At 71.9% G+C, this 23,900-nt stretch carries 21 protein-coding genes and 1 pseudogene; 14 read left to right on the top strand and 8 right to left on the bottom strand.

Translation table 11 applies throughout. The features are described 5' to 3' along the window. Positions 1 to 26 precede the first annotated feature (26 nt). On the top strand, positions 27 to 389 hold the full coding sequence (locus ACFRCG_RS28580; RefSeq protein ID WP_380036638.1) for a zinc ribbon domain-containing protein YjdM: 363 nt from the start codon (positions 27 to 29) through the stop codon (positions 387 to 389). Between the two features lie 87 nt (positions 390 to 476). Here ACFRCG_RS28580 and ACFRCG_RS28575 read toward each other — a convergent pair whose 3' ends face one another. Next, positions 477 to 779: a hypothetical protein gene (locus ACFRCG_RS28575; RefSeq protein WP_380036636.1), complete on the bottom strand. Its 303-nt coding sequence runs from the start codon at positions 777 to 779 to the stop codon at positions 477 to 479. Positions 780 to 1,031: 252 nt separating this feature from the next. On the opposite strand from ACFRCG_RS28575, the gene ACFRCG_RS28570 reads away from it, so the two are divergent. The 5 genes and pseudogenes from ACFRCG_RS28570 to ACFRCG_RS28550 all read left to right on the top strand — a co-directional run bounded on the left by ACFRCG_RS28570 (position 1,032) and on the right by ACFRCG_RS28550 (position 6,484). After that, positions 1,032 to 2,078: an LLM class flavin-dependent oxidoreductase gene (locus tag ACFRCG_RS28570; protein ID WP_380036634.1), complete on the top strand. Its 1,047-nt coding sequence runs from the start codon at positions 1,032 to 1,034 to the stop codon at positions 2,076 to 2,078. Between the two features lie 216 nt (positions 2,079 to 2,294). Beyond that, positions 2,295 to 2,597: a hypothetical protein gene (locus ACFRCG_RS28565; RefSeq protein WP_380036632.1), complete on the top strand. Its 303-nt coding sequence runs from the start codon at positions 2,295 to 2,297 to the stop codon at positions 2,595 to 2,597. A gap of 200 nt (positions 2,598 to 2,797) precedes the next feature. After that, positions 2,798 to 4,840 carry an ABC transporter ATP-binding protein gene (locus ACFRCG_RS28560; RefSeq protein ID WP_380036630.1) on the top strand — a complete coding sequence of 681 codons (2,043 nt, stop codon included), beginning with the start codon at positions 2,798 to 2,800 and terminating at the stop codon, positions 4,838 to 4,840. Between the two features lie 17 nt (positions 4,841 to 4,857). Continuing rightward, a pseudogene (locus ACFRCG_RS28555) lies at positions 4,858 to 5,004 on the top strand (DUF2975 domain-containing protein); the annotation flags it as partial. A 136-nt stretch (positions 5,005 to 5,140) separates the two neighbouring features. Further along, positions 5,141 to 6,484, top strand: coding sequence for a glycoside hydrolase family 18 protein (locus tag ACFRCG_RS28550; protein WP_380036628.1), 1,344 nt, complete (start codon positions 5,141 to 5,143; stop codon positions 6,482 to 6,484). Positions 6,485 to 6,635: 151 nt separating this feature from the next. Here the strand turns inward: ACFRCG_RS28550 and ACFRCG_RS28545 are convergent, their stop codons facing one another. Then, positions 6,636 to 8,660 (bottom strand): WD40/YVTN/BNR-like repeat-containing protein, encoded by a 2,025-nt coding sequence (locus tag ACFRCG_RS28545; protein ID WP_380036626.1) that lies wholly within the window; start codon positions 8,658 to 8,660, stop codon positions 6,636 to 6,638. 115 nt (positions 8,661 to 8,775) lie between these two features. Here ACFRCG_RS28545 and ACFRCG_RS28540 point away from each other — a divergent pair, with 115 nt between their 5' ends. Further along, a complete protein-coding gene (locus tag ACFRCG_RS28540; RefSeq protein WP_380036624.1) occupies positions 8,776 to 9,750 on the top strand; it encodes a helix-turn-helix domain-containing protein in 975 nt (324 codons plus the stop codon). A 104-nt stretch (positions 9,751 to 9,854) separates the two neighbouring features. On the opposite strand, the gene ACFRCG_RS28535 is transcribed toward ACFRCG_RS28540, so the two are convergent. Then, on the bottom strand, positions 9,855 to 10,478 hold the full coding sequence (locus tag ACFRCG_RS28535) for a MarR family winged helix-turn-helix transcriptional regulator (RefSeq protein WP_380036622.1): 624 nt from the start codon (positions 10,476 to 10,478) through the stop codon (positions 9,855 to 9,857). A 155-nt stretch (positions 10,479 to 10,633) separates the two neighbouring features. On the opposite strand from ACFRCG_RS28535, the gene ACFRCG_RS28530 reads away from it, so the two are divergent. Further along, positions 10,634 to 11,173, top strand: coding sequence for a carboxymuconolactone decarboxylase family protein (locus ACFRCG_RS28530; RefSeq protein ID WP_380036620.1), 540 nt, complete (start codon positions 10,634 to 10,636; stop codon positions 11,171 to 11,173). Between the two features lie 201 nt (positions 11,174 to 11,374). Here ACFRCG_RS28530 and ACFRCG_RS28525 read toward each other — a convergent pair whose 3' ends face one another. Beyond that, on the bottom strand, positions 11,375 to 12,787 hold the full coding sequence (locus tag ACFRCG_RS28525; RefSeq protein ID WP_380036618.1) for an amidase: 1,413 nt from the start codon (positions 12,785 to 12,787) through the stop codon (positions 11,375 to 11,377). A gap of 76 nt (positions 12,788 to 12,863) precedes the next feature. Between ACFRCG_RS28525 and ACFRCG_RS28520 the strand changes: the two genes are divergently transcribed. After that, the gene (locus ACFRCG_RS28520) at positions 12,864 to 13,592 is read left to right on the top strand and encodes a TetR/AcrR family transcriptional regulator (RefSeq protein WP_380036616.1); all 729 of its coding nucleotides are present in this window, start codon (positions 12,864 to 12,866) and stop codon (positions 13,590 to 13,592) included. Continuing rightward, positions 13,589 to 14,449: an alpha/beta fold hydrolase gene (locus ACFRCG_RS28515; RefSeq protein ID WP_380036614.1), complete on the top strand. Its 861-nt coding sequence runs from the start codon at positions 13,589 to 13,591 to the stop codon at positions 14,447 to 14,449. Before ACFRCG_RS28520 ends, ACFRCG_RS28515 begins: the two co-directional genes overlap by 4 nt. Before the next feature lie 114 nt (positions 14,450 to 14,563). Here ACFRCG_RS28515 and ACFRCG_RS28510 read toward each other — a convergent pair whose 3' ends face one another. Then, the gene (locus ACFRCG_RS28510; protein ID WP_380036612.1) at positions 14,564 to 15,793 is read right to left on the bottom strand and encodes an MFS transporter; all 1,230 of its coding nucleotides are present in this window, start codon (positions 15,791 to 15,793) and stop codon (positions 14,564 to 14,566) included. A 59-nt stretch (positions 15,794 to 15,852) separates the two neighbouring features. Between ACFRCG_RS28510 and ACFRCG_RS28505 the strand changes: the two genes are divergently transcribed. Continuing rightward, complete coding sequence (locus tag ACFRCG_RS28505; RefSeq protein WP_380036610.1) at positions 15,853 to 16,422, top strand: CGNR zinc finger domain-containing protein; 570 nt, start codon at positions 15,853 to 15,855, stop codon at positions 16,420 to 16,422. Between the two features lie 157 nt (positions 16,423 to 16,579). Here ACFRCG_RS28505 and ACFRCG_RS28500 read toward each other — a convergent pair whose 3' ends face one another. Next, positions 16,580 to 17,311, bottom strand: a complete 732-nt coding sequence (locus ACFRCG_RS28500) for a response regulator (protein ID WP_380036608.1) — start codon at positions 17,309 to 17,311, stop codon at positions 16,580 to 16,582. Continuing rightward, on the bottom strand, positions 17,308 to 18,525 hold the full coding sequence (locus ACFRCG_RS28495) for a sensor histidine kinase (protein ID WP_380036606.1): 1,218 nt from the start codon (positions 18,523 to 18,525) through the stop codon (positions 17,308 to 17,310). The genes ACFRCG_RS28500 and ACFRCG_RS28495 overlap by 4 nt, the downstream gene beginning before the upstream one ends. A gap of 389 nt (positions 18,526 to 18,914) precedes the next feature. On the opposite strand from ACFRCG_RS28495, the gene ACFRCG_RS28490 reads away from it, so the two are divergent. From ACFRCG_RS28490 to ACFRCG_RS28480, 3 genes are all read left to right on the top strand, one after another. Continuing rightward, positions 18,915 to 21,473: an ABC transporter permease gene (locus tag ACFRCG_RS28490; RefSeq protein ID WP_380036604.1), complete on the top strand. Its 2,559-nt coding sequence runs from the start codon at positions 18,915 to 18,917 to the stop codon at positions 21,471 to 21,473. A 90-nt stretch (positions 21,474 to 21,563) separates the two neighbouring features. Further along, a complete protein-coding gene (locus ACFRCG_RS28485; RefSeq protein WP_380036602.1) occupies positions 21,564 to 22,382 on the top strand; it encodes a hypothetical protein in 819 nt (272 codons plus the stop codon). 87 nt (positions 22,383 to 22,469) lie between these two features. Continuing rightward, a complete protein-coding gene (locus ACFRCG_RS28480) occupies positions 22,470 to 22,748 on the top strand; it encodes a hypothetical protein (protein ID WP_380036600.1) in 279 nt (92 codons plus the stop codon). Positions 22,749 to 22,956: 208 nt separating this feature from the next. Here the strand turns inward: ACFRCG_RS28480 and ACFRCG_RS28475 are convergent, their stop codons facing one another. Then, positions 22,957 to 23,883 (bottom strand): VOC family protein, encoded by a 927-nt coding sequence (locus tag ACFRCG_RS28475; RefSeq protein ID WP_380036598.1) that lies wholly within the window; start codon positions 23,881 to 23,883, stop codon positions 22,957 to 22,959. Positions 23,884 to 23,900: the final 17 nt, after the last annotated feature.

Below are 23,900 nucleotides of genomic sequence, written 5' to 3'. Positions count from 1 at the left end.
GAGAACAAGGCAAGGAAAGACCACCCATGAGCGATGCGACCCAGACCCTGCCGAGCTGCCCCGAGTGCACCGGCGCCCACACCTACGAGATGGGCGCATTGCTGATCTGTCCCGAATGCGGCCACGAATGGTCGCCCACGTCCGGCGCACCCGCCGCGGACACCTCGGATGCGCCGATCAAGGACGCGGTCGGCAACACGCTCGCCGACGGCGACACCGTGACGGTGATCAAGACACTGAAGGTCAAGGGCAGCCCGACCGGGATCAAGGCCGGCACCAAGGTCCGCAACATCCGCCTGGTGAACGGCGTGGACGGCCACGACATCGACTGCAGGATCGACGGATTCGGACCCATGCAACTCAAGTCCGGCGTCGTGAAGAAGGCCTGAAAAGGCCTGAACACGACCCTGCACCGAGATCGCGGACCGGCCGACGCGGCGCGACGCGACCTGGCGTGTCCGCGGTCGCCGCCCCGCTCAGCTCTCGAATTCGCGGACGCGCAGCACGTCGAGGTTGCGGAACGTGGGCTGCCCGTCGCACAGCTCGGCGAGCCGGGCCGCGAACTCGGCCGTCTCGGGGCGGTTGGAGTTCTCCATCGCCAGTTCGCGGGAGGGGAATTCCACGATGTTCAGATACACGTTCTCCTGGTCGAGGTCGCGGGTCTGCGCAGCGCGCCTCGCGATGCGGTGACCTTCGTTCCTGGCGACCCAGGCGTCCAGGGCGGCGTCGAACTCGTCGATGCGGGTCGTCCGGTATTCGATGATCTGGATGAATGTCATTGCTCCGGCCCTCGGCGTTCGTAGTGACGGGCGGGCCGCCGGCCGCGGGACAGCGGCCCCTGCCACCTCCAGGGTCCCGCCGGTGCTCCGGACTCGCAAAGCCGCGACCCGGCCCGGCAGCGGCCCGTGGCCTCGCGACCACCGCCGGGGTCGGCGTGTAGCCGCAGGCCGACAGGGAACGATCCCACCCGGCACCGGGAAAGGCCGCAACCGAGTCGGGCGGCCGTGGCACCCGACGGCGAGAGGGATCGTATGCGGATCGGCATCATCACGACCGCCCGCCCGGGTCTGGAGCACCTGGCCGCCCGCGCGGAGGAACTCGGTTTCAGCAGTTTCTGGGTATACGACACACCGATGGTCCACGGTGATCCGTTCGTCGGCCTCGCGCTCTGCGCCAAGTCCACCAGCCGGATCAAACTCGGTATCGGGGTCACCTCACCGGCGCTGCGCTCCGCGCCCGCCGCGGCGGCGGCGCTCGGCAGTCTCAACGCCCTCGCTCCCGGCCGCGTCATCTGCGGTGTCGGCACGGGCAACACCGCGCGCCGCACGCTGGGCATGCGGCCGGCGAAGACGGTCGAACTCGAGTCGTTCACGGCTGCCTTGCGGGATCTCACCGCGGGCCGCGAGTCGGACCATCACGAGGGAACCCGGTCGAGCAGGGTGCGCTTCCTGCACGTGGCCGGCTACGTCGACACCGAGGACCCGGTGGAGTTCGTCGTGGCCGCGTTCGGCCCGAAGGTCGCCGCCGTCGCCGGCCGCCTGGGTACGGGAATGATCTCCTTCGCACTGCACGCCCCCGAGGCCTGGTCCGCGCTCGACCGGGCCCGCCGAGCAGCGGCACGGGCCGCGGGCAACAGCGAGAAGGCGCGTGCGTACCTCGTCTCCTCCCTGTACGTTCTCGGCGACGGCGAGGACCGGTACGGCGATGCCGTCAAGGACGCGATGGGGCATATCGCGGTGAGCGCACTGCTCCTCGCCGTGGAGGACCCGGCCTTCCGCGCGGCCCTGCCGCAGGAGGAGTCCGCGGCTGTGGACCGCCTGCTCCACCTACGCGGCACCACCGCCACCGACCCCAACCGCCACCACACGCTCTACCGCAACTATCTCGGCCGACTGTCCCCCGAGGAGCGCGATCTCGTCGTGCCATCACTGGTGGACAGGTTCGGTCTGGTCGGTACCGGGGACGAACTCGGTGAGCGGATCGACACGCTGGAGAAGTCCGGGGTCGACGAACTCGTGATCCAGCCCGTGGTAAACCCCGAGGCGGAAATGGCCGAACTGGCCCGGCTCCTGCCCTGACACCACACAGCCCGTTCACGACGCTGTCCCGAACATCGTCCGGACAAGGCTCCGACCAGGCCGGATGGTGTTCCGCTTGTCCGGGACAGCGCCGTCCCCTTGTTCACCCCCCATGGCCCGAACGATGCTCGGTGAGGGCCGTCCGGATCGCCGACACAGGCCCACTCGACACACCACCGATTCGGCACCCGATCCTTCCACCTCACAGGGGAGAACATGAAGGGCACTCTCAAGGCATTACTGGTCACCACCGCCGTGGCGGCCGCCGTGGGGATCACGCCCGCCACCGCGAACGCCGCGGCCGACTGGTCGTGCCGTTCCATCGCGAACCAGTACATGTACTTCAAGGCGAACACCCCCCTGCACGCCAAGCCCCTGGGCAACTCCCAGGTCTACGCCATTTTCTCCAGCCCGCAGTTGATCGACGGCTCGTGCGTGAACAAGTACGGCAAGCAGTGGTGGCGTACGGGCTACTCCTCCGGATACGGCTACATCTACGACGGCTACCGAACCGGCTGACCGACCGCCGTCGACGTTGCCTCGAAAGGGTGAACCCTGGGGTCACGACGCCACGGCGACAGCGCCGACGACCGGCACGAAATCCCGGCACCGTGGCCCCCTGCCCGCTCTCTCGCGGCTCGCCGCCGTTCCTCCTCGAAGGCGTCTCCGCCCGAAAATCCCGTTGTCGTCGACGCGTCGAACCGACCACCGTGGATGCCGTGAACCGATCCTCCCGACGTCGTCGTGACCCGGCCGCCGAGACCATCGCCCGCGGCGTGGCCAGTGGCGAGGAACTCTTCGGTGGCAAGCTCGCACACAACCATGGCGCGTTCGCCCATCAGGACGCGCACCTGCACCTGTCGCTGCTCGGCACGTTCCGGCAACTTCCCCGGCTGGTCGCGGCGTCGGTACGGCTGGCCTGGCGCACCGACCCGCGGGCGTTGTCGGCGGTCGGTCTCGCCGAACTCGGGCGGGGTGTGGCCGGAGCGTTCAGCCTGCTGGCCACCAATCAGGTCCTGGTGCGGTTGTTCGCCCAGGGCGCCACTCCGGACCGGGTACGGGCCGCGTTGCCCGCCCTGTTGGCGCTGGCCGCGTCCGGGGTGGTCGTGTCCTTGCTACAGGCGCTCTCCACCGGCGCGGCCGGCCGTCTGGAGCCCAAACTCGAACGTGTCGCCGAGACGTCGCTGCTGAGCAAGACGGCCAGGGTGGAGATGGCCACCCTGGAGGACGGTGACTTCAAACGCCTGCTGCAGTCGGCGAGTTGGGGCACCGATGCCTCGCGTCGGATGATCTCCTACACGATCGGCATCGCCAACGCGTTGATCTCCCTCGCCGCCGCGGCAACCGTACTCGCCGTGCTGCATCCGGTGTTGCTGCCGCTCCTCGCGTTGATCACCGTTCCCCAGGCTTGGGGCGCGGTCCGCGATGCGCGCCGGCGCTACGCCTCCGTCCAAAAGTGGATCGACCACAACCGGCAACAGGGCGAAGTCGCCTGGCATCTGCGGCACATCGGGGCCGGTCCCGAGGTCCGCGTACACGGAGTCGGCGACTACCTGGTGGAACACTTCGAGCGGATGGCCGCGGCCGGCGAGGCCGAGGAGAGCCGACTCGCGCGCGCCGAAGCCGTCACCGGCCTGCTGTCCGCCGCCCTGGCGGGGCTCGCCACGGGCGTGACATACGTCGTGCTGGGTTGGCTGACCTGGACCGGGCGCACCGGGCTGGCCGCGTCCGGCACCGCGGTCCTGGCGATCCGCACCGGCACCGGCGCACTGACCCGACTCGTCGAACAGGTCCAACAGACGTACAAGCAATCGCTGTTCGTCCAGGACCTCGAACGCGCCTGCGCGCTCGCCGACGAACACGCCATCCCGCGCGGCGGCCTGCCCGTGGAGCGGTTCCCCGACCGTATCCGGCTCGACGACGTCACCTACACCTATCCCGGCCGCGACACCCCCGCCGTCGACGCCGTCTCCCTGACCATCGAACGCGGCCAGGTCATCGCGCTCGTCGGCGAGAACGGCTCCGGCAAATCCACCCTGGCGAAGATCATCGCGGGGCTGTACCGGCCGCAGTCCGGGCGCATCCGCTGGGACGGCGTCGACGACACCGCCCTGGATCGCGACCAACTCTTCGGCCGCGTCGCCCTGATCTCCCAGTCCTTCACCGAATGGCCGTTCACCGCCGCCAATATCCGCATCGGCCGCCCCACGACGCAAGGGCACACCACCGACGGCGTCGCCGCGACCGTGCCCGGTCCACGGGCACACCCCGACACCGCCTCGGAACGCCCGGGGCCCGCCCCGGATCCCGCGCTCGAAGCCGCCGCCCGATACGCCGAGGCCGACCGGGTCATCGACGAACTCCCGAGGAAATGGCACACCCTCCTCGACCGCTCCTACGTGGGCGGAGTGGCCCTGTCCGGCGGACAATGGCAACGCATCCTCCTGGGTCGCGGCGTCTACCGCGACGCCGACCTGATCATCGCCGACGAACCCACCTCCGCCCTCGACGCCAGGGCCGAAATCGCCGCGTTCGAACGCGTCCGCGCCCTCGCCGACTCCGGACGCACCGTCATCCTCATCACCCACCGCCTCGCCGGCACCCGCCTCGCCGACCACATCTACGTCCTCGACCACGGCGCCCTCATCGAAGACGGCACCCACCACGAACTCCTCGCCCACGAAGGCCGCTACGCCACGATGTACCGGATGCAAGCCGACCAATACGAAGCCGGACACAGGGCAGCTCAGCCACCCGAATGACGTCGGTCGGCGGGAACGACCCGGGCGCCACCGTGATCATGGGCGGCATCGGAGTGGCCATCCCGGGACTCGCCCTGGTCGTACTCGTACCGCGGATGTCGCTCGCCCGGGCCGTCGCACGCGACGTCGAGGCGGCGCGGACGCAGACCGAGTCGGACGCGGTGAGCCGATGCCGATCACCGTTTTGCATCGTGCGTCGATCCGCACGAATCCCTTGTCCGGGTGAACCGAATGGACTAGACCTCTGCTACGCCTGCCCTCCTGGCGTATGGACGCACCGCCGGAACTAGGAGATCGTGTATGCCCGTTCGTCCCTCCGGTCTGCTCGCGGCCGTCACCGCCGCCTTGCTGCTGGCCACCGCCACCACCACCGCGCACGCCGCGAACACCGCCGGCCACGGGTCCCACGGCCCCAAGCCGAAGGGCCAGCGGATCGGCTACTTCACCCAGTGGGGCGCCGACAGCTCCGCCAAACGTGTTCAGGACACCGGCCAGGCCGCGAAGCTGACCATCATCAACTACGCCTTCGGCAACGTCTCCGCCGAGGGGACCTGTTTCGAGGCCAACGTCGACGGCCAGGGCTACGCCTACGACGACTACCAACGCCCGTTCACCGCCGCCCAGTCGGTGGACGGCGTGGCCGACGCACCCGACCAGGCGCTCAAGGGCCACTTCAACCAACTGCGCAAACTGAAGGGCGAGAACCGGCAGCTCAGTACCGTCGTCTCGCTCGGCGGCTGGGCCTGGTCCAAGTACTTCTCCGACGCGGCCGCCACCGACGAGTCACGCAAGAAGTTCGTCTCCTCCTGCGTCGACCTCTACATCAAGGGCAACGTGCCGAGGCTCGACGGCGCCCCGGAAGGCGGCCCCGGCGCCGCCGAGGGTGTCTTCGACGGTATCGACGTCGACTGGGAGTATCCGGGTGGCGGCGGCGCGGAGGGCAACGTCTCGCGCCCCGAGGACGGCCGCAACTTCACCCTGCTGATGGCCGAGTTCCGCAAACAGCTCGACGAGTACGCCGCACAGCGCGCCAAGGCCCAGGCCCACGGCAAGCCCCGGCACTACCTGCTGACCGCTGCCCTGCCGGCCAGTTCCGTGGTCGCCGACCGTCTGGAGATCCCCGCGGTCTCCGGCTCGGTCGACTACATCAACCTCATGACCTACGACCTCCACGGCAGTTGGGAGGCCAAGGGCCCGGCCAACCACCACGCCAACCTCTACTCCGACCCCACCGACCCCGACGTCCGCCGACGCAGCGCCGACCAGGCCGTCGACCACTACGCCGAACTCGGCCTGCCGTCCGGGAAAACGGTCCTGGGCGTCCCGTTCTACGGCCACGGATGGACCGGCGTTCCGGCGGGCGACCGCAACGGCCTCTACCAGAAGGCCACCGGCACCGCACCGGACCTCACCTACAAGGAACTCGGCGCCCGCCCCGGCAGGACCTACGTCGACCGCGTCCACGGCGCCTCGTGGAAGTACGACGGCGACACCTTCTACAGCTTCGACAACTCCGAAGTCCTCACCGCCAAGGCCCGCTACACGCGCCGCAACGACCTGGCCGGCGTGATGATCTGGGCCCTGGACGGCGACGATTCGCGCGGAAGCGCCGTCGCCGCACTGGACCGCGGCCTGCGCCGCTAGAGAGCGTCCGAGAAGGGTTTTTCGGGCAAACCGACCTGGTGGTCGCTGGAGGCGGCGCACATCGGGAACCGCAGTGATCAGTGCCCCTGGACGACACCAACGCGTCGCCCCTGCCCGGAGTTCGGGCAGGGGCGACGCGTTCGGAGGGTGGTTACAGCGCCAGTCGGTGCACGCTTCCGTAGGTCGTGCCCGCGAACAGCCACCGGCCGTCGGCGGATACGGTCAACGACGAGACCGACGGTTCCGGCAGGTTCTTGGTGATCGATCCCCAGGTGCGGCCGCCGTCGGTGCTGCGGAGCACCCCGAGCGCCGGGGAATGGTATTCGTGCGAGCCCGCGAACACCGTCGAGCCGTCCGGGGTGAACGCCAGCGAACTCAGGTAACCGGTCAGGTCGCCGGCCGCCTTCGTCAGGTTCTTCCCGCCGTCGGTGGTCACGTACAGCGCGTCCCTGGCGGCGATGACCGCGTGGCCCGGGGTGCGCGGGTTCAGCGCGATCGCGCTCACCCAGCCGTCGAGCAGCTTGGTCAGGGTGACGCCGCCGTCGGTGGTGCGGAAGAGCCCGTCCGGGCCGCCGAGCCAGGCGCTGTCGGGGTCGACCGGGTCGACGGCGACGCTGGTGAAGCCGTTCAGGTCGCCCTGCCCGTTCTGGACCAGGGACTCGCCGCCGTCGTTGCTGGTGTACACCGCAGACGGCGAGTGGGTGGCGATGTACAGCCGCTTCGGGTCACCGGGGCTGACCGCGATGCCGAGAGCCTTGCCCGGTACGGCCGTCTGCGTGATGGTCCACCGCACGCCCGCGTCGGTCGACTTCTCCAGGTAGAAGCAGGGTTGATCGAAGGTGCAGGTGTTGCGTACCCGGTACACCGTCGAGGGGTTCGACGGATCGGTGGCCAGGCCGTCGATCCGGTTGCCCACGGTGTGCGGCGCCGAGCCGGAGAAGCCCCATTCCTGGTACCCGCGCGGCAGTCGGCTCTTCAGGGGCGCGGACGACTGGTAGGTACCGGTCATGGTGCCCGCGACGATCGCCGGGCCCGACTTGCCCCGGGCGACGGTCAGCGACAACACCTCGGAACCGGGTACGCCGATCCGGCGGAAGGACTGGTGGTCGTCGGTGGTGTAGATGCCCGCGCCGGCCGAGATGACGTCGGTGCCGGGCCGTCCGGGGAACGTGCCGATGCTTTCGTACAGGTCGATGCGGGCCAGGCCCGCCTCGGGACGCCAGGTGCGGCCGTTGTCGCGGCTGCCCCACTGCTGCATCTCACCGGTGGACTGGTTGACCTGGATGTGCAGCCGGCCCGAGCCGTCCACGATCGCGGCAAGGACCACCACGTCGGTGCCCCACGGCCCGCGCAGCGCCCGCCAGTGCGCGCCCCGGTCGGTGGAGACCTGCGCGACCTGCAGGTCGCCCCTGGCGACCAGGGTGCCGCCGGTGCCGGTGAACTGATCGACGCCCGCGCCGGTCGAGCCGGGACGGGGCAGCTTCACCGGGGTCCGCGCGCCTCGGCGCAGCACCCAGACGTCGGCGCCGGCGGTGAAGTACAGGTCGCCGTCGGTGAACTTCGGGTTGCGCGCGTCGGCGGGGGCACCGGCCAGCAGCTGCCAGGTGTTGCCGTTGTCGGTGGTCACGTGCACACCCTCGGCGCCCGTCGCGTACAGCCGCGCGCCGGTCGGGTCGAACACGACGCCGCTGATCCCGCCCGGGGTGTCCAGCACCCGGGTGAACGTTTTGCCGGCGTCGGTGCTGCGCAGCACGTACCCGCGCCAGTGCTCCTTCTCCACGCCGCCCGCGAACACCACGTCGGGCCGGAGCGGGCCGGCCGCGATGCCGCCGGCGTCCGTGGCGTCCACCGGCAGTTCGTTGCTCTGCTGCCAGGTGCTGCCCCGGTCGTCGGATCGGAAGACGACGTTGCCGATCGGGGTCTGCACGTAGGCTCGTTCGGGCCGGGCGGGGGTGAACGCCAGTTTGCCGCCGCTGCCGTTCGGGCCGACCTGCCGCCATTCGTTGCCCCGGGTGGCCAGGGTCGTCGGCGGGTCGGCGGAGTCCGCGGGTTCCGCTCCGGCGGGCGCCGCGCCGAACGCGCCGAACACGGTGCCGAAGGCCACCGTGGCGATCAGGAGTAGTCGGCGCCGGGACACCTTCGCTGAACTCGACCGTGAATGTTGTGCGTTGAACATGCCGTCTCCCATGGGGCCGGTGATGCGCTCTTTGTAGTCGCGGCTCCCGACGGTCGGCCAGGTGTGGCCGCCGGCCGGTTGCGGCCGGCGCCGGAATCGGCCATGCTCGCTCGCCATGGAAAATGACGAGTTGGTGTTCGGCGCCGTCGGGGTCACGCCGTTCGACGAACGGGTCTATCGCACCGTTTTGGCCGGTCCGCCGGTCACCGTGCGCGACTTGGCGGAGCGCACCGGCTCGGGCGCCGAGCGGCTGCAGTCGGCCCTCGCCCGGCTGCGCGGCCACGGTCTGGTCAGCCGGCTCTCGGGCCGCCCCACCCGGTGGGCGGCCGTCAGCCCCACCGCCGCCCTGGCCGCCCTGGTCCGCAACGCGCACGCGGACCTCGGCCGGGTCACCGAGACGGCCGCCGAACTCGAGGCCCTCTACCGCGCGCTCGGCGAGACCGCCCGCCCCGGCGAGGGCGTCGAACTGCTGACCAGCGCCGACGAACTCGGCCGGTGGTTCGCCCGGCTCCAGCAGGAGGCCACCGAGGAGATCATGAGCCTGGACCGGCCGCCGTACGTCCTGGCCCACGGCAACCCGCTCCAACACACCCTGCTGGGCCGCGGGGTTCGGTACCGCACGATCTACGCCCCGGAGTCGTTCGAGATACCCGGGAACCCGGACGTCGTGGCCGGCCTGTCGCAGGCCGGCGAAGAGGCCCGGGTCCTCGCCGACGTCCCGCTGAAGATGTCCGTCGCCGATCGCCGGATCGCCCTGCTGCCCCTGCACCTCGACCCGCCCATCACCCGCAGCGTGGTCATTCGGGGCACCACCCTCGTCGACGCCCTGGTCACCCTGTTCGAAGGGCTCTGGACCCAGGCGGTCCCCCTCACCGCCGCCGGCTCCGAGTCGGCGGGCGACCCGCTCGACGAGGAGGACCGACGGATCCTGAACCTGCTGCTGTCCGGGCTCAAGGACGAGACGATCGCCCGGCAACTGGGCATCAGCACCCGGAGCCTGCGACGGCGAATGCGGGTACTCCTCGACGAGTTGGGCGCGGAGAACCGGTTCCAGGCCGGCGTACAGGCGGTGCGGCGCGGCTGGGTGTAGGGGGCTCACACGGCGCGCTCGCACAGGGGCGCTCACGCAGGCGCGTTCACGCAGGCGCGTTCACGGCCGATGGGCCGTCGCCGATCCCGAATACGTCGGGCCGCTCACCGGGCCTCCTCCGGTCCGGCGTCCGCCGGTTCGTGGTCCGCGCAGTCCACGCGTAGTTCGCCCGGTCCGAACGGTGCGTCGACGAACGCGCAGTGGTGGGGACGGTCCGGGTCCCGCGGGTGCGCGTCCGGTCGGAAGAAGCGGCACGTCACGCACGTACGCGAGACCGGGATCGCGTCGTGCTCCTGCAACACCTTGATCATCGTGGTGGTTCCGCGCAACATCGCCGCGACGTCGGCGTCCGACAGCGCGTCGAGGGCCTCGCGCAGCGGCGCGGGGACGACGCCCAGCCGATCCGCCTCCGCCCGACCGGCGTCCGTCAGGGTCAGCGTCACCGCGCGCGTGTCGACCGGATCACGCCGGCGGTCGACGAGGCCCTTCGAGGTGAGCGCACGCATCGCGTCGCTGACCGTCGGCGGCGTGGAGGCGAGCGCCTTGACGATCTCGCCCTGCCTGCGCGGTCGGGCGTCCGCGGCCAGGTACAGCAGGATGTCGGCCTGCAACGGACTCAGCTTCGCCGGACCGCCGTTGTGCCAGGCCGTCAGGCGCACCGCCTGGCCGAGCCGGGTCAGGCCGAGCAGCAGGTGCTCGGTGGGCGAGAGCCCCGGTGATCCGTCCATCGGCGTGCTGCCTCTCTTTCGTTTCCTCTTCCCGTTCCGGATCGCCCCGTCTCTTGCATTCTAGGCAGGGCCAACTATATTTGGCACTGCCAACAGTCCTTCGGCGCACGCCGCCGAAGGCCCGGTTTCGCATACCCAGTCGAGGAGTTCCCGCCATGTCCCGTCTGTCCATGGTCGACCCGGCCACCGCCGCCCCCGATGCCCGCCGCCTGCTCGCGAAGGTGGAGAGCGCCCTTGGCGTGACGCCGAACATGATGCGGGCGATGGCCGTATCGCCCGCCGTCCTCGACGGCTACCTCTCCTTCGCCGGCGCGCTCGCCAAGGGGTCGCTGTCGGGTGCGCTGCGCGAGCAGATCGCGCTGGTCTCGGCGGCCGAGAACGCGTGCGAGTACTGCTACGCCGCGCACCACGTACTCGGCGCCCACGCCGGGGTGAGCGACGCGGACCTGGCGTCGGGTGGCCACGCCGAGGCGTCCGACCCGAAGGCCGCCGCGGCGCTGCGCTTCGCGCGGGCGGTGTTGCGCACGAAGGGCTTCGTGTCCGACGCGGATCTCGCCGACGTACGCGCGGCGGGTTACGACGACGGCGAGATCGGCGAGATCATCGGCGCGGTCGCGCTCAACGTGTTCACCAACTACTTCAACTCGGTCGGCCGCACCGAGGTCGACTTCCCGTCGGTCGCACTGCCCGGGTAAGTCCCGAGCCGGCCACAGCGGTTGGGGCGGCCCACGCCGCCCCGACCACGCCGGGACGCACGGGCGCGCTACGCCGGTGGGCCGTCCGGGAGCGAGGACGGCGCCGCGCCGGGCAGGATCCGGCCGACCGAGAACGCGGGGTCGTTCTCGGGTTATCGGGAGTCCTGTGCCCTATTCGATATTCGGCAGTCGATATTCGATTCAGATGTTCGGGTAGTGCTCCGCCCACGGGGCGGCTTCTTCGACCTCCGCCGCCAGTCGCAACAGAATGTCGTCCCGCCCCCACCCCGCGGTGAACATCACGCCGATCGGCATTCCTCGCGTGCTCCACTCCACGGGCAGGCTCAGGGCCGGGAAGCCGGTCGCGTTGGCGAGGACGGTGTTTCCGGTGAAGGCCGTCATCGCGGCGAGTTCGCCCGCCGGGTCGGCGTCGTCGCGCAGTTCGCCGAGGGTCTGTGTCGGGCGGGTGATCGTCGGGGTGATCACGATGTCCACGTCGGCGTGATCGAGCGTCCACGCGCGGGCCCGCGCCTGCAACGTGCCCAGTGCCGCGGCCAGTTCGGCCGCCGTGGTCCGGGTCGCGATCGCGCGCAGATGCCGGACGATCGGGCGCAGCAGGGGCTCTGCGCCCGGCGGCAGCGGCAGGCCGCCGGCGAGGGACGCGAAGGCCAGGGTGAACGACTCGGTGAACAGCGGGTCCTCGGCCTGGTCGCGACGCACCACGGTGTGCCCGAGGGATTCGAGCAGCAGCCCGGTACGGGTGATCGCCTCCGCCGACTCGGCGGCCACCGGGCCACCGGAGACCGACCCGTGCGCGACCGCGATCCGCAGGCGTGGCAGCGGCCCGTCACAGGCCGCCCGGTAGCTGCCCGCCGAAGGCGCCGGGGGATGCACGGTGTTCGCGCCTGGTCGCGAGGCCAGGACGTCCAGGAGCGCGGCCGTGTCGCGTACGGTCCTGGCCAGTGGTCCGCGCGCCGACAGGCCCATGTTGTCGCCGCGGTCGGGGCCGGTGGTGATCAGGCCCCGGCTCGGCTTGAGGCCGATCACGCCGCAGACGCTCGCCGGGGACCGCAACGACCCGGCGGTGTCGCTGCCCTGCGCGAACGGCAACAATCGTGCGCCCACCGACGCCGCCGCGCCGCCGCTGCTGCCGGCGGCGCCGCACGCGAGGTCGAACGGGCTGCGCGCGGGCGGGGCGATGTCGGGTTCGGTGTAGCAGGCGGCGCCGAACTCGGGCACCGTGGTCTTGCCGATGTCGATGAGGCCGCCGGCCCGCAGGATGGTGACGATTTCGCCGTCCGCGTCCGGGATCCAGTTTTGGAACACCCTGCTGCCCAAGGTGGTGCGAATTCCGCGCGTCTCCTCGAGGTCCTTGATGCCGATGGGCACTCCGAAGAGCGCGGGCAGCGGCTCGTCGCGCCTGTCGCGCAGGGTGCGTTCGGCTCGGCGCGCCGATTCCCTGGCGTGTGTGTCGGCGATCGTGGTGAACGCCCCGACCGTGTCCGCCTCGGCGGCGCGCCGGAGGAAATGGTCCACGACATCCACCGGGGAGGTTTCTCCGGAGGCGATGACGGAACCGAGCTCCAGGGCTGATAGTTCGTGCAATTCAGACATGCGCGGTGCACCTCGCTTGGCGTTTCGTTACGCGTATTGTTAGGGTGTCCTCATGGAATCGTCAATGCCGAGTTCGATGAGTGCAGCAGGTGCGTCCGAGCCATCGGGTGGTTCGGCGAGGGGCGCGGCCCGCGGCGCAGCGGATGGCGCGCCCGAGGCGGCGAAGCCGGGTCGGCCCAGGGCCGTATCGCTGGAGGCGATCCTGGGCGCCGCGACCGAGATCGCCGACGACCGTGGACTGGACGCCGTGTCGTTTCGCGTGTTGGGTGACCGGCTGGGCGTGTCGCCCATGGCGATCCACCGCACCACCGGCGGCATCGAGGCGCTGCGTCACACGATGGTCTCGGAGGTGGTCGGCCGGGTGACCCGATCGATCGTGTGGCCCGACGACTGGCAGGGCGTCGTGCGGGTCTTCGCCGAGGAACTGCGCGCGTTGCTGATGCGCCACCCGCTGGTCCTGGAGGCACACCGCAGGGCCGCCCTCGACGCACCGGGCGCGGACGCGGTCGCACACCGCGTCGCGGGCGCGTTGCGTACGGCGGGGCTGGACGACGAGCACGCCGCGTACGCGTACGCGGCCGTCCACGACTTCGTCACGGGGCATGTCGCGATCCGACTCGGTCGAGGCGAACTCGAACACTACGACGCGTCGCCCGAGCGGCGGGCGGTGTCGATCTTCGCTCGTCACCACGACTACGCCGAACGTTTCCGGCAGGGCCTCGAACTCCTGATCGCCGGAATCGAGTCCACGATCGCCGAGGGACGACCGGCGGGCCCGGCGGGACGTTCGCGGGGGCGGGCGTGACCATATCCGCGCCGCCGACCCGATTCGCCCCGGCGCCCGGTGGGCGACGCATCGCCTACTGCGTCTACGGCGACCCCACCGGCGTCCCCACGATCGTCGCGCACGGCACACCCGGCAGTCGCTTCCAGGCCCACACGCTCGACGCCTCGGCGGCCGCGGCCGGAGTCCGGTTGATCTGCCCCGACCGGCCGGGCTTCGGGGAGACCGACCCCGTCGACATCGACGATTTCCACGCGTGGGACGGCGACTTCACCGCCCTGCTGGACGCGCTCGAACTCGACCGAGCCTCGCTGATCGGCATCTCGGGCGGCGCCGGCTACGCGCTCGCCGTCGCGCAGCGCGTACCCGATCGGGTCGAACGCCTGGTGGTGGCCTGCGGAATGGTCCCGGGCGCCCCCGCCTCCGCCGCCCGGGGCCGGCTCCCGGTGGTGACCCTCGCCTACTGGCTGGCCCGGCGCGTGCCGGGCCTGTTGGGCGTACTCCTCACCCGGCGGGCCTCGGCCCCGACGGATCCGGCGAAGCCACCGGCCGGGTTGCCGGAGTCCGACCGGCTCGCCCTGAACGACCCGGCGATCCGCGCGTCGACGGCACGCGACGCCGAGGCGGCACTGTGCCAGGGGCCCGGAGCGGCCGTCGCCGACATGCGCCGCTACCACCGGGCGCTGCCCGACCCGCTCGGTACGATCACCGCACCCACCACGATCGTGCACGGCGACCTCGACGCGAACGTACCGGTGGGCGTGGCCCGTTGGCTCCACGCACGGCTCCCGGCGGCCGAACTGCACATACTCCCCGAGGCCGGCCACCTCTTCGCCCTCACCGACCCCGCCCCCCTGTGGCACGCCCTCCTCGATTGACACCCGGCGGCACCCGCCCGTCGAGCGGGCGCGGCACCGGGTCCAGCGCGTCCGAACCGTCGATCGGCACCATGTCCACGATCGTGAGCACCAGCACGAACACGCCGGCCGCCCCTACGCGGTGCCGGGTGCCCTGGGGCGGGTCGGCGCCGAAAAGTTGTGGCGGGCGGGGGGTTTCGGTGTCGTGCGGAGGTGTGTCGCGGCGATGAGTAGGCAGAGGGCGGCCATCGTGGACCACAGTGTGGTCGTTCCCGTGCGGGCGAGTAGTTGGGTGCCGCAGATGGGGGCGAGGGTCGCGGCGATGCCCCAGCTGGTGCCGAAGACGGCCAGGTATCGGCCGCTTCCGGTCGGTGGCGCCAGGTCGGTGACGAGCGCGTAGACACGGCCCATGATCAGCAGGTCGCCGAGGCTGCCCACCGTCGCCGCGACGAGCAGCGCCGGCAGGGTGCGGGCGAGGGCGAAGCCGATCAGCCCCACGGCCAGGAGGACATGGGCGAGGGCGAGCGCGGCGGGTGTGGTGAGCCGGGCCGTCCGGGGCAGCCGGATCAGCGGTTGGGCAAGCACGGTGGTGGCCGCCGTGGCGGTGAACACCAGGCCGGCGTCGGCGGCGGGCAGGCCCTGTCGCGGGAGGGCGAGCGGGAGGATGGTCACCGTCTGCTGGTGGATCAGGGCGTACGCGGTGCCGGTGGCCAGGACCCGCAGCAGGGCTCGGTCCCGCAGCGGTCGTACGGCGGCGGTGTCGTCCCGGTCCACCGCGGGCGGTGTCGGACGGTCGCGGGGAAGGGCCAGTCGGATCAGCAGCGCGCAGCCCAGACACGTCACGGCGTCGGCGACGAAGAGCCACCGCAGATCCCAGTGCCCGAGGAGGGCGGCGAGCAGTCCGGCGCCCATGCCGCCCGCCGCGAGCGCGGCGCCGAACAGGCTGAACGCGCGCACCCGTTGCCGCTCCGGCACCGACTCGCCGATGATCGCCTGGCTCGGCGGTTCGTACAGCTCGAAGGCCGACCCGAGCAGCACCGCCCAGACGATGGCCCAGGTCAGGGACGCGGAGCCGGCGAGCGCCAACTGCGCCACCGCGCATCCGCAGAGCCCGAGCACGATGGTCGTGCGCCGACCGACGCGGTCGGCCAGTGCTCCCCCCACCAGCCGCGAGGGGATCGTCGCGATCCCGAAGGCGGCGCCGACCAGCCCGGCGGTGGTCACGCTCGTGCCGTGGTCGGCGCTGACCAGCGCGGTGAGAAAGGGCAGTGAGAAGGCTCCGAGCCGGTTGACCACCCGAGCGAGCAGCAGGAGACGCACGGTGCGAGGCAGGGGTTCGGCGCGCGGCACAACGCCTCCAGTCACTGGTCAATCGTCTATTGTCAGTGACGCAGACCGTAGGCGACCGAAAGGTAACTGGTCAAGTGCTGTTCGACAGTCACATGCGCACCCTGCTCGATGCCTCGGTGGCGCTCGTCAACGCGTTGACCGACGGCCAGGCACGCGGCCGTCGCTACCTCGCCCCCGAGGGCGCCGAACGGATCGGCGCGGTCCGGGCCGCGCTCTCCGCCGGAGCGGACCTGGGCCCCGACGAGGCCGACCGACTGGCCGACACCGCGCGCGCCCTACGGGCGGTATTCGAAGCCGTGGTCGCCGACCGCCTCGACGACGCGGCCCGTGTGCTCAACACGCTGCTCCTGGACACCGGTGCCCGCCCCCAGCTCGACCGGGTTCCCGGCGAGCCGTGGCAGGTGCACTTCCACGGCGCCGACGACTCCTACGCCATCGGCTGGAGCGCCGGCTGCGCCACCGGCCTCGCCATGGCCCTCGGCGGCGACTACGCCGGACGCCTCGGCCTCTGCGGAGCCCCGCGCTGCGACCGCGTCTACGTCGACACGTCCCGCAACGCCGCCCGCCAATTCTGCTCCACGGCCTGCCAAAACCGAGTCAAAGCGGCAACCTTCCGCGCCCGCCACACAGGCAACCCCGCCTGAACCCGCCCTCGGCGACGAGGAAGCCCCCCGATCCTGCTCCCCGGCCTGTCGAGCGCCGGCACGAACCCGAAACGTGGCTCAAGGATGTGTCGCCGGGCGGCGAGGCGGCCCGATCCCGGGGCGGTCGCGATCAATGGGCACGGGCTACACAGTGCCGTCAACGCCCCGGGCCCGCATCCGGCGTCGGTCCGGGGCAGTTTGCCGGGACCGGCTTCGGACGCGTCGTCGACTTCTGGTTCATCAGGCCCGATTCGTATGCCGCGATGACCAGTTGGGCTCGGTCTCGGGCGTCGAGTTTGGTGAGCAGGCGGCTGACGTGGGTTTTGGCGGTGGACAGGGACAGGTGTAGGCGGGCGGCGATCTCGGCGTTGGACAGGCCGCGGGCGACCTGGCGCAGGACCTCGCGTTCGCGGTCGGTGACGGCGGCCAGGCGGGTCGGGGCGAGGACGGCGGCCATCGGGCGTTGGGCGAACTCCTCGATCAGGCGCCGGGTCACCCCCGGCGAGAGCAGGCCCTCCCCCGCCGCGACCACCCGGATCGCGGCGAGCAGATCGGCCGGCGGGGTGTCCTTGACCAGGAAGCCGCTCGCCCCCGCCCGCAGCGCCGCGAACACGTATTCGTCGAGGTCGAACGTGGTCAGCACGAGTACCCGCGTGTCCACCGGATCGGGACCCGACAACGCCAGCCGGGTGGCCTCGATGCCGTCGACCTCCGGCATCTGGATGTCCATCAGGACCACGTCGGGGCGCTCCCGGCGGATCAGTTCCAGGGCCTGCGCGCCGTTGGCGGCCTCGCCCACCACGGTGAGGCCGGGGTCGGAGTCGACAAGTACCCGGAAGCCGGCGCGCACGAGCGTCTGATCGTCGGCGACCACCACGCGAATGCTCATGCGCCGATCCCCAGCGGCAGCCGGGCCGCGACCCGATAGCCGCCGCGCGGATCCGGTCCCGCCTGGAAGTCGCCGTCGTACAGGCCGACCCGCTCGCGCATGCCGATCAGTCCGTGACCCTGCGCCCGGTCGGGGCCCTCGAGGTCGCCGGCGCCCCGACCGGGCGGGCCCGAGCCGTCGTCGGTGATCTCGATTCTGATGTCGGTGTCGCCGTAGTGGATGAACACGTTGCCCCGATCGGTGTCGGCGTGCTTGACCACGTTGGTCAACGCCTCCTGAATGATGCGATACGCCGCGCGATCCATGCCCGACGGCAACTCGCGCGGGGTGCCGTCGATGCGGACGTCGACCCGCAGCCCGGCCCGACCGGTCTTCTCCACCAGACCGGGTACATCCGCCAGACCGGGCGCCGAGTGAAAGCCGTCCCGTCCCCCGATCGGCGGCGCCTCCTCGCGCAACACCCCCAGGAAAGCCCGCAATTCGCGCAGCGCCGCCCGGCTGGTCGTCTCGATCGCGGCGAGCGCCTTGGTGGCCTCGTCGGGCCGGTCCGCGATCACATGGTGACCGACCCCCGCCTGTACCGCTATCACGCTCATGCTGTGCGCCACCACGTCGTGCATCTCCCGCGCGATCCGCAGCCGTTCCTCGACCAGCGTGCGCCGGGCCCGGTCCGTCTCGTCCCGGGCCCGGCGTTCGGCTTGTTCGCGCAGGCCCGCGTTGTAGGCGCGTTGCCTGCCCATCGTCCGGCCGACGGTCCAAAAGGCGAGCAGTGCGCCCACCTGGCCGAGGATCCAACTGCTCCACGACGACCAACCGCGGTCGGCGGAGCTCCCGACCAACGGCGCGAGCGCGACCAGGACGCTGCCGGCGGCGAGCAAGGCGACGGAACGCCACAGGGGTTCGACCAGGCCGACCACGTAGACGACCAGCACCAGCGCGATCATCGGCGACTTCGGGAACCCGTACGCCGCCAGTACCGCATAGCCGACGCACGCGAGCACGAAGGCCGACGCGGCATGTCGCCGGCGCAGCGCCACCGCGGCGGCGAGCGCGATGGCCAGGACCGCGAAGAGCGGCACCGGCACGTGATGCTCGTCCAATCGTCCGAGGCTCGGGCAGATCAACGCGGCCGAGACCACCGCCGCCACCACGTCGAGCCAGGCGAGGTGACGCGGTGTCAGGCGTTGGGTCAGGGGCGGGCGGGACTGTTCCACGCCCCGACGCTAGCCCGCCGGGAGCGGGTCGGGCGTCAGCCCTGGGACGGATCACCCGGCGTCGGTCGCGCGACCGACGCGGCCGGCACCCGGCCGCCGTCGGAACGAGTGCGGACCGACGTTCCCGGGCCCGACGCGCGACACCCCCTCGGCGCGACAGCGTTGCGGCCACCGCGGTGCACGGCGATCCGGCCCGATCCGAGGCCGCTCCCCCACCCACTCCCCCCTCACGCCATCCACACCCGATCCACCCGCACCCATCCCGTCCCGTCCGATCCCGTCGGACGGCATCCCAGCGAGGACACCCATGACCCACCGAACGCTCGACCCGCCGGCCGCCCGGCCGCCGGCCGGATCGCCCTCGGTTCGCACCGGACGGGGCTGAGGCGATGCTGAAGGCAACCCTGCGCGGGTTCCTCGCGCAGCGCGGGCGCATGGTGCTGTGCGGCCTTGCCGTGCTGCTGTCGGTCGCGTTCGTCGCCGGCACGCTCGTCCTCGCCGACACGGTGACCCGCGCCGCGGCCGAGTTTTCGGCGGCCGGCGCGGCCGACGTGACGGTGCGGGCGCCGAGCCCGGACAGCGCGGCCGGCCTGCGCGGCGCGGCCCCGGGCGGGCCGCCGACGCTGCCGGCCGACGTGGTCGAGTTGGTGCGCCGAGTGCCGGGCGTGCGCGACGCACGCGCCGCGATCACGGTGGACAACGTCGTGCTGGTGGCCGCCGGCAACCGCCGGGTCCAGGGCGCGGCGGGCGGACCGACGACCGCCGCCAACTGGTCCCCCGACGCGCGCTCACCGGTACGGCTGGCCCAGGGTCGGGAACCGCACGGTCCGAGTGAACTCCTCGTGGACGCCGACTCGGCCCGGCGCGCGCACGTGCGCCTCGGCGATCGGGTACGGGTCGTCGCCGTCCCGGGGAGCTTCGAGGCGGCGGTGGTCGGCATCGTCGCGTATCGCGCCGTCGACCCCGGGCACACGTCGGTTTTCCTGGACACGGCCGTCGCGGGCACACGCCTGCTGGGCATTCCCGGCGTCGTGACGTCGGTACGGGTGGACGCGGAGGCGGGCGTCAGCGACGACGAGTTGGCCGGGCGGATCGAGCGGGCGCCGGGGCTCGGTACGGATGCCGTGGTGCGTACTCGGGCCCGGGTCGCGGACGCCGAGACCGCGCGCACCGCCTCCGGCGTCGAGTTCGTGCGGTCCGCGATGCTCGGCTTCGCCGGGGTCTCGCTGCTCGTGGCCGGCTTCCTGATCGTCAACACGTTCTCGATGCTGGTGGCCCGCCGAACCCGCGAGTCCGGTCTGCTGCGGGCGTTGGGCGCGAGCGGTGCCCAGGTGCGCCGCTGGGTGTACGTCGAGGCGCTGCTGTTGGCGTCGATCGCGTCGGTCCTGGGGTTGGCGGCGGGCATCGGCCTGGCCGCCGGGCTCCAGGGCGCGATCGGCGGCGTGGGGGTGGGTTCGACGGGCGCGCCGCTCGTGATCACGGTGCGGACGCCGGTTGCCGCCCTGCTGGTCGGCGTACTCGGCACGCTGCTCGCCGCGGCGGTGCCCGCGGCACGGGCGAGCCGGGTCCCGCCGATGGCGGCGCTGCGCGACGCCGCCGTCGGAGCGGGGTCGGGTGAGCCGGCTCGGGGGCGCGCCGTGGTCGGTGCGGTCCTGGTCACCCTCGCGGTGGCGGCGGCGGTGGCCGGCGGGCCGGCGGCGATCGTGGGCATCGTGCTCAGCCTGGTCGCCTTCGTGGTGCTGGGGCCGACCCTGGTCCGTACCGTGCTCCCGCCGATCGCGCGGATCCTGGTGCGCTCCGGGGCGGTCGGACGGCTCGCGCGCGGCAACCTGATGCGCGACCCGCGGCGGACCGGGGCCACCGCCGCCGCGCTGACCATCGGCGTCGCGGTGGTCGCGGCGACGGCGGTGGTCGCCGCGTCCGCGGGCGGTTCGATGGACGCGCGGATCGATCGGACGCTGGGTGGCGAGATCACCGTGCGGAGCGACAAGGGCGGCGCGCCGTTGACCGCCGAGGTGTCCGACGCGGTCCGCCGCGCGCCGGGCGTGGGTCGGGTGGTTCGGCTGCGGGAGGCCCGGGTCGAGGTGCTCGCCGACGGGCGCGCCGACCACGGGTGGGTGCAGGGCGCGGATCCCGAACTCCCGTCGGTACTGCGCCGGCGCTCGGTGTCGGGAGCGCCGGCACCCGCGCCGGCGCCGGGCACGATCAGCCTGGGCGCCGGATACGCCCGCGACTTCCACCTGTCGATCGGCAGCGCGGTGCTCCTGCGCGGCCCGACGGGGACGGAACTGACGGTGACCGTGGCCGCGTTGCGCGAACCCGATCCCGCCGGGCAGGCCATCGGCCGCCGGGACGCCCCGCTGGTGGCCCTGGAGACGCTCACCGCGCTCGCTCCGGGTGCGCAGGACACGATGATCTTCGTCGACGGCGCGCCGGGCACCGACCGGGCGAAGCTCAAGGCCGCGCTGAAGACCGCGCTCGCGCCGTTCCCGCAGGCGTCGGCACGCGACCGCGACGAATACAAGCGGCTCGTTCGCGGCGGAATCGACGGCGTGCTCGACCTGATCTACGCACTGCTCGGCCTGGCCGTGCTGATCGCCGCGCTGGGCGTGGTCGACACGCTCACGCTCTCGGTCGTCGAACGCACCCGGGAAATCGGGCTGTTGCGTGCGCTCGGCACGTCACGCGGGCAGATCCGGCGGATGGTCCGCGCCGAGTCGTTGGCGCTGTCGCTGTACGGCACGCTGTTCGGCCTGCTGCTCGGGGTCGGCTGGGGCGTCGTGGCGCGGCGCGGACTCGCGGACCAGGGCCTGGAGGTACTGGCGGTGCCGTGGGCGACCCTGGCCGCCCTGGTCGCCGGGGCCGGCGTGGTGGGCGTGCTCGCCGCGGTGCTGCCGGCGCGTCGGGCGGCCTGTACGGCGGTGCTGACCGCGATCGCGACGGAGTAGGCAACCGGGCCCGGGGGTGTCGGGCCCGATCGAAGGAAATCCGAAGAGGTCGATTCACCGGGAAGAGATTCCCGACAGGAAGGAACCAGCGTGCTGCACCGACGACTTCGCCTCGCCTGCCCGGCCTGTGCGTGCCTCGTGCTTGTGACCGCGGCCTGCGGTACGCCCGGCTCGCCGAACCACACCACCACCCGCACCGCCCGATACGAGGTCGGCGGCCCCGTCCGCAGCGTGGTCGTCGACGGCGCGGCAGGCGACGTCCGGGTCGGCCGGACCGAGTCCGCGAGCGTCGTGGTCACCGAGACCAAGCGCTTCGGTTCGGCCGAACCCGTCACCGAACACACCCTGACCGACGCGACGTTGACCCTGCGGCAGACCGTCCACGACGGAGCCCGAGTGTCGTACGAGGTGGCCGTTCCCCGGGGAGTCGCGGTCGAGGCGGTGACGTCGTCGGGCCGCATCACCCTCGTCGGACTGTCCGGCGACGTGTCCGCGCACACCACCGGTGGTTCGATCGAGGGCAGGGAACTGACCGCGGGCACCGTCACCGCGAAGGCCGACGAGGACACGATCGACCTCTCCTTCGCGAGCCCGCCGGCCCGCGTCGACGCCGACGGCGACACCGCCCGCGTCCGGCTGCCGGCCGGCGTCGGATACGTGGTCGACGCGACCAGCAACCGCGGCGCGGTCCGGGTCGAGGTCCCGCAGGACGCCGCCGCGCCGTATCACGTGAGGGTGCACACGCGGTCCGGCGACGCGAGCGTCCTGCGGGCATCGCGAGCGCCGGCCCCGGACGGCGCGTCGGTCGGGCGTCCCGGCGCTCCGGCACCACCCCGCGGTACCGAGGGCGAGCACGAGATGGACGCCGCAGCCGGGGGTGGCCGGACAAGGGCATGCACGCCCATGTGACGCAGGTCACATCTCCCGAGTCATACCAAAAGCCGTCACCGACCGTGTACGGGATGTCCACACATCGTGCTTCGAAGGGACATCGTCATGCGTCTCCGCAACTTCGTACTCGGTCTCGCCACCGGTGGCGCCATCCTCACCGGCACCGTGCTGGGCGCGGCTCCCGCCCAGGCCGCCCCCGCGACGGTCACCTGCACGCATCCGTGCCACCCGCCGACCAGCCCCGGCTACACCTACATCACCGACTACTACTGGGCCAGTGCGTGCAACGACACCGGCAACCAGGGGATCAACGCGCATCGCTGGTCGAGCTACCAGTGCACCGGCGGAGGCCAGTTCGAGAACTACGAACTGTGGGTGAAGTAGCCCTCGAATCCCTCAAGGCCCGCGCCCGGGCCGTGCCACCGGCACTCGGACGCCGTCCCCACCGCCACCACCACACGCGGCGGGGACGGCACCGGGTCCCCGGTTCACCAGCGCCCAGCAGGCATCGTCCGCCGAACCGGGCACGGAGCGCGAGCCACCGATCACGAGACACGGGGGGCGGCAACCTCCTCCCGGTCGCGGGGGCCATCTACCTCGATTCACTGTGGATGCCGGTCATCAATGCGGCCAGGTCCTCGGGAGCCAGGAAGGAAGGCGGGGGTGGCGGGCCCCAGTTGAACAGGCCCTTGGCTCCCTCCAGGACCTCCGGTGTCCACAGTTGGTCGTCGACCACGCAGTCCATGTCGGAGTAGTACTCGCTGAAGTTGCCCGCCGGGTCCTTGAGATACCAGAAGAAGTTCGACCCCGCGTGGTGGCGGCCCAGGCCCCAGACGTGGCGCTCGGGATGGTCCTCCAGCATGGCGGCGGCGCCGCGGCCGACCTCGTCGATGTCGTCGACCTGCCACGAGGAATGGTGCAGGAACGCCACCGGCGCGGCCAGGACCAGGATGTTGTGATGGTCGGTGGAACAGCGCAGGAACGCCCCGTGGTCCTTGATGTAGTCCGATGCCTTGAAGCCGAGCCCGTCACGGAAGAAGGCGGTGGTGGCGTCGAGGTCGGTGGTGCCGACGACGGCGTGTCCGAGCTTGCGGGGACGGACCGGTTCGGTACGCAGGACGCCGGGTGCGCGAGAGCCCGTGCGCTCGACGCGGCCGGGACCGTTGTAGGCGGTGGGCGCGACCGGTTCCTGCGTCGGGCGTGGGGCGATTTCCAGGACGGCGCGCACGGCCGTGGGCGTGTCGTAGGCGGTCAGTGCCCCGTCGGCGATGTGGGAGTCGACGCCGAGCCGCTTCAGGCGGGACGCGCTCGCCGCCAGGTCGTCGGGGGTGTCGACGCCGACCCTGACCTCCACCAGACGGCGGGTGGGCGCGTGCACGATCCTGAGCTGGCGCCCGGCGTCCTGGGTGGTGAACCAGCCGTATCCGTCCGGGGTGAGGCCGAAGTCCGTGTAGTAGGCGGCGGTCTCGGCGACGTTGGGGACCCCCATGGTGATGGAGGTCAGTCGGTGCAGTGCCACGAGAGGACTCCTTCGTC

This window comes from Embleya sp. NPDC056575 (assembly GCF_042793325.1).
Lineage (GTDB): Bacteria > Actinomycetota > Actinomycetes > Streptomycetales > Streptomycetaceae > Embleya.
The sequence above is the reverse complement of the archived record's forward strand: the minus strand, read 5'-3'. Positions and strand labels throughout refer to the sequence as shown.

Coding starts and splice junctions, on each gene's coding strand:
- ACFRCG_RS28580 (WP_380036638.1), top strand. CDS start 27: ATGAGCGATGCGACCCAGACCCTGCCGAGCTGCCCCGAGTGCACCGGC.
- ACFRCG_RS28575 (WP_380036636.1), bottom strand. CDS start 779: ATGACATTCATCCAGATCATCGAATACCGGACGACCCGCATCGACGAG.
- ACFRCG_RS28570 (WP_380036634.1), top strand. CDS start 1,032: ATGCGGATCGGCATCATCACGACCGCCCGCCCGGGTCTGGAGCACCTG.
- ACFRCG_RS28565 (WP_380036632.1), top strand. CDS start 2,295: ATGAAGGGCACTCTCAAGGCATTACTGGTCACCACCGCCGTGGCGGCC.
- ACFRCG_RS28550 (WP_380036628.1), top strand. CDS start 5,141: ATGCCCGTTCGTCCCTCCGGTCTGCTCGCGGCCGTCACCGCCGCCTTG.
- ACFRCG_RS28545 (WP_380036626.1), bottom strand. CDS start 8,660: ATGTTCAACGCACAACATTCACGGTCGAGTTCAGCGAAGGTGTCCCGG.
- ACFRCG_RS28540 (WP_380036624.1), top strand. CDS start 8,776: ATGGAAAATGACGAGTTGGTGTTCGGCGCCGTCGGGGTCACGCCGTTC.
- ACFRCG_RS28535 (WP_380036622.1), bottom strand. CDS start 10,478: ATGGACGGATCACCGGGGCTCTCGCCCACCGAGCACCTGCTGCTCGGC.
- ACFRCG_RS28530 (WP_380036620.1), top strand. CDS start 10,634: ATGTCCCGTCTGTCCATGGTCGACCCGGCCACCGCCGCCCCCGATGCC.
- ACFRCG_RS28525 (WP_380036618.1), bottom strand. CDS start 12,787: ATGTCTGAATTGCACGAACTATCAGCCCTGGAGCTCGGTTCCGTCATC.
- ACFRCG_RS28520 (WP_380036616.1), top strand. CDS start 12,864: ATGAGTGCAGCAGGTGCGTCCGAGCCATCGGGTGGTTCGGCGAGGGGC.
- ACFRCG_RS28500 (WP_380036608.1), bottom strand. CDS start 17,311: ATGAGCATTCGCGTGGTGGTCGCCGACGATCAGACGCTCGTGCGCGCC.
- ACFRCG_RS28490 (WP_380036604.1), top strand. CDS start 18,915: ATGCTGAAGGCAACCCTGCGCGGGTTCCTCGCGCAGCGCGGGCGCATG.
- ACFRCG_RS28480 (WP_380036600.1), top strand. CDS start 22,470: ATGCGTCTCCGCAACTTCGTACTCGGTCTCGCCACCGGTGGCGCCATC.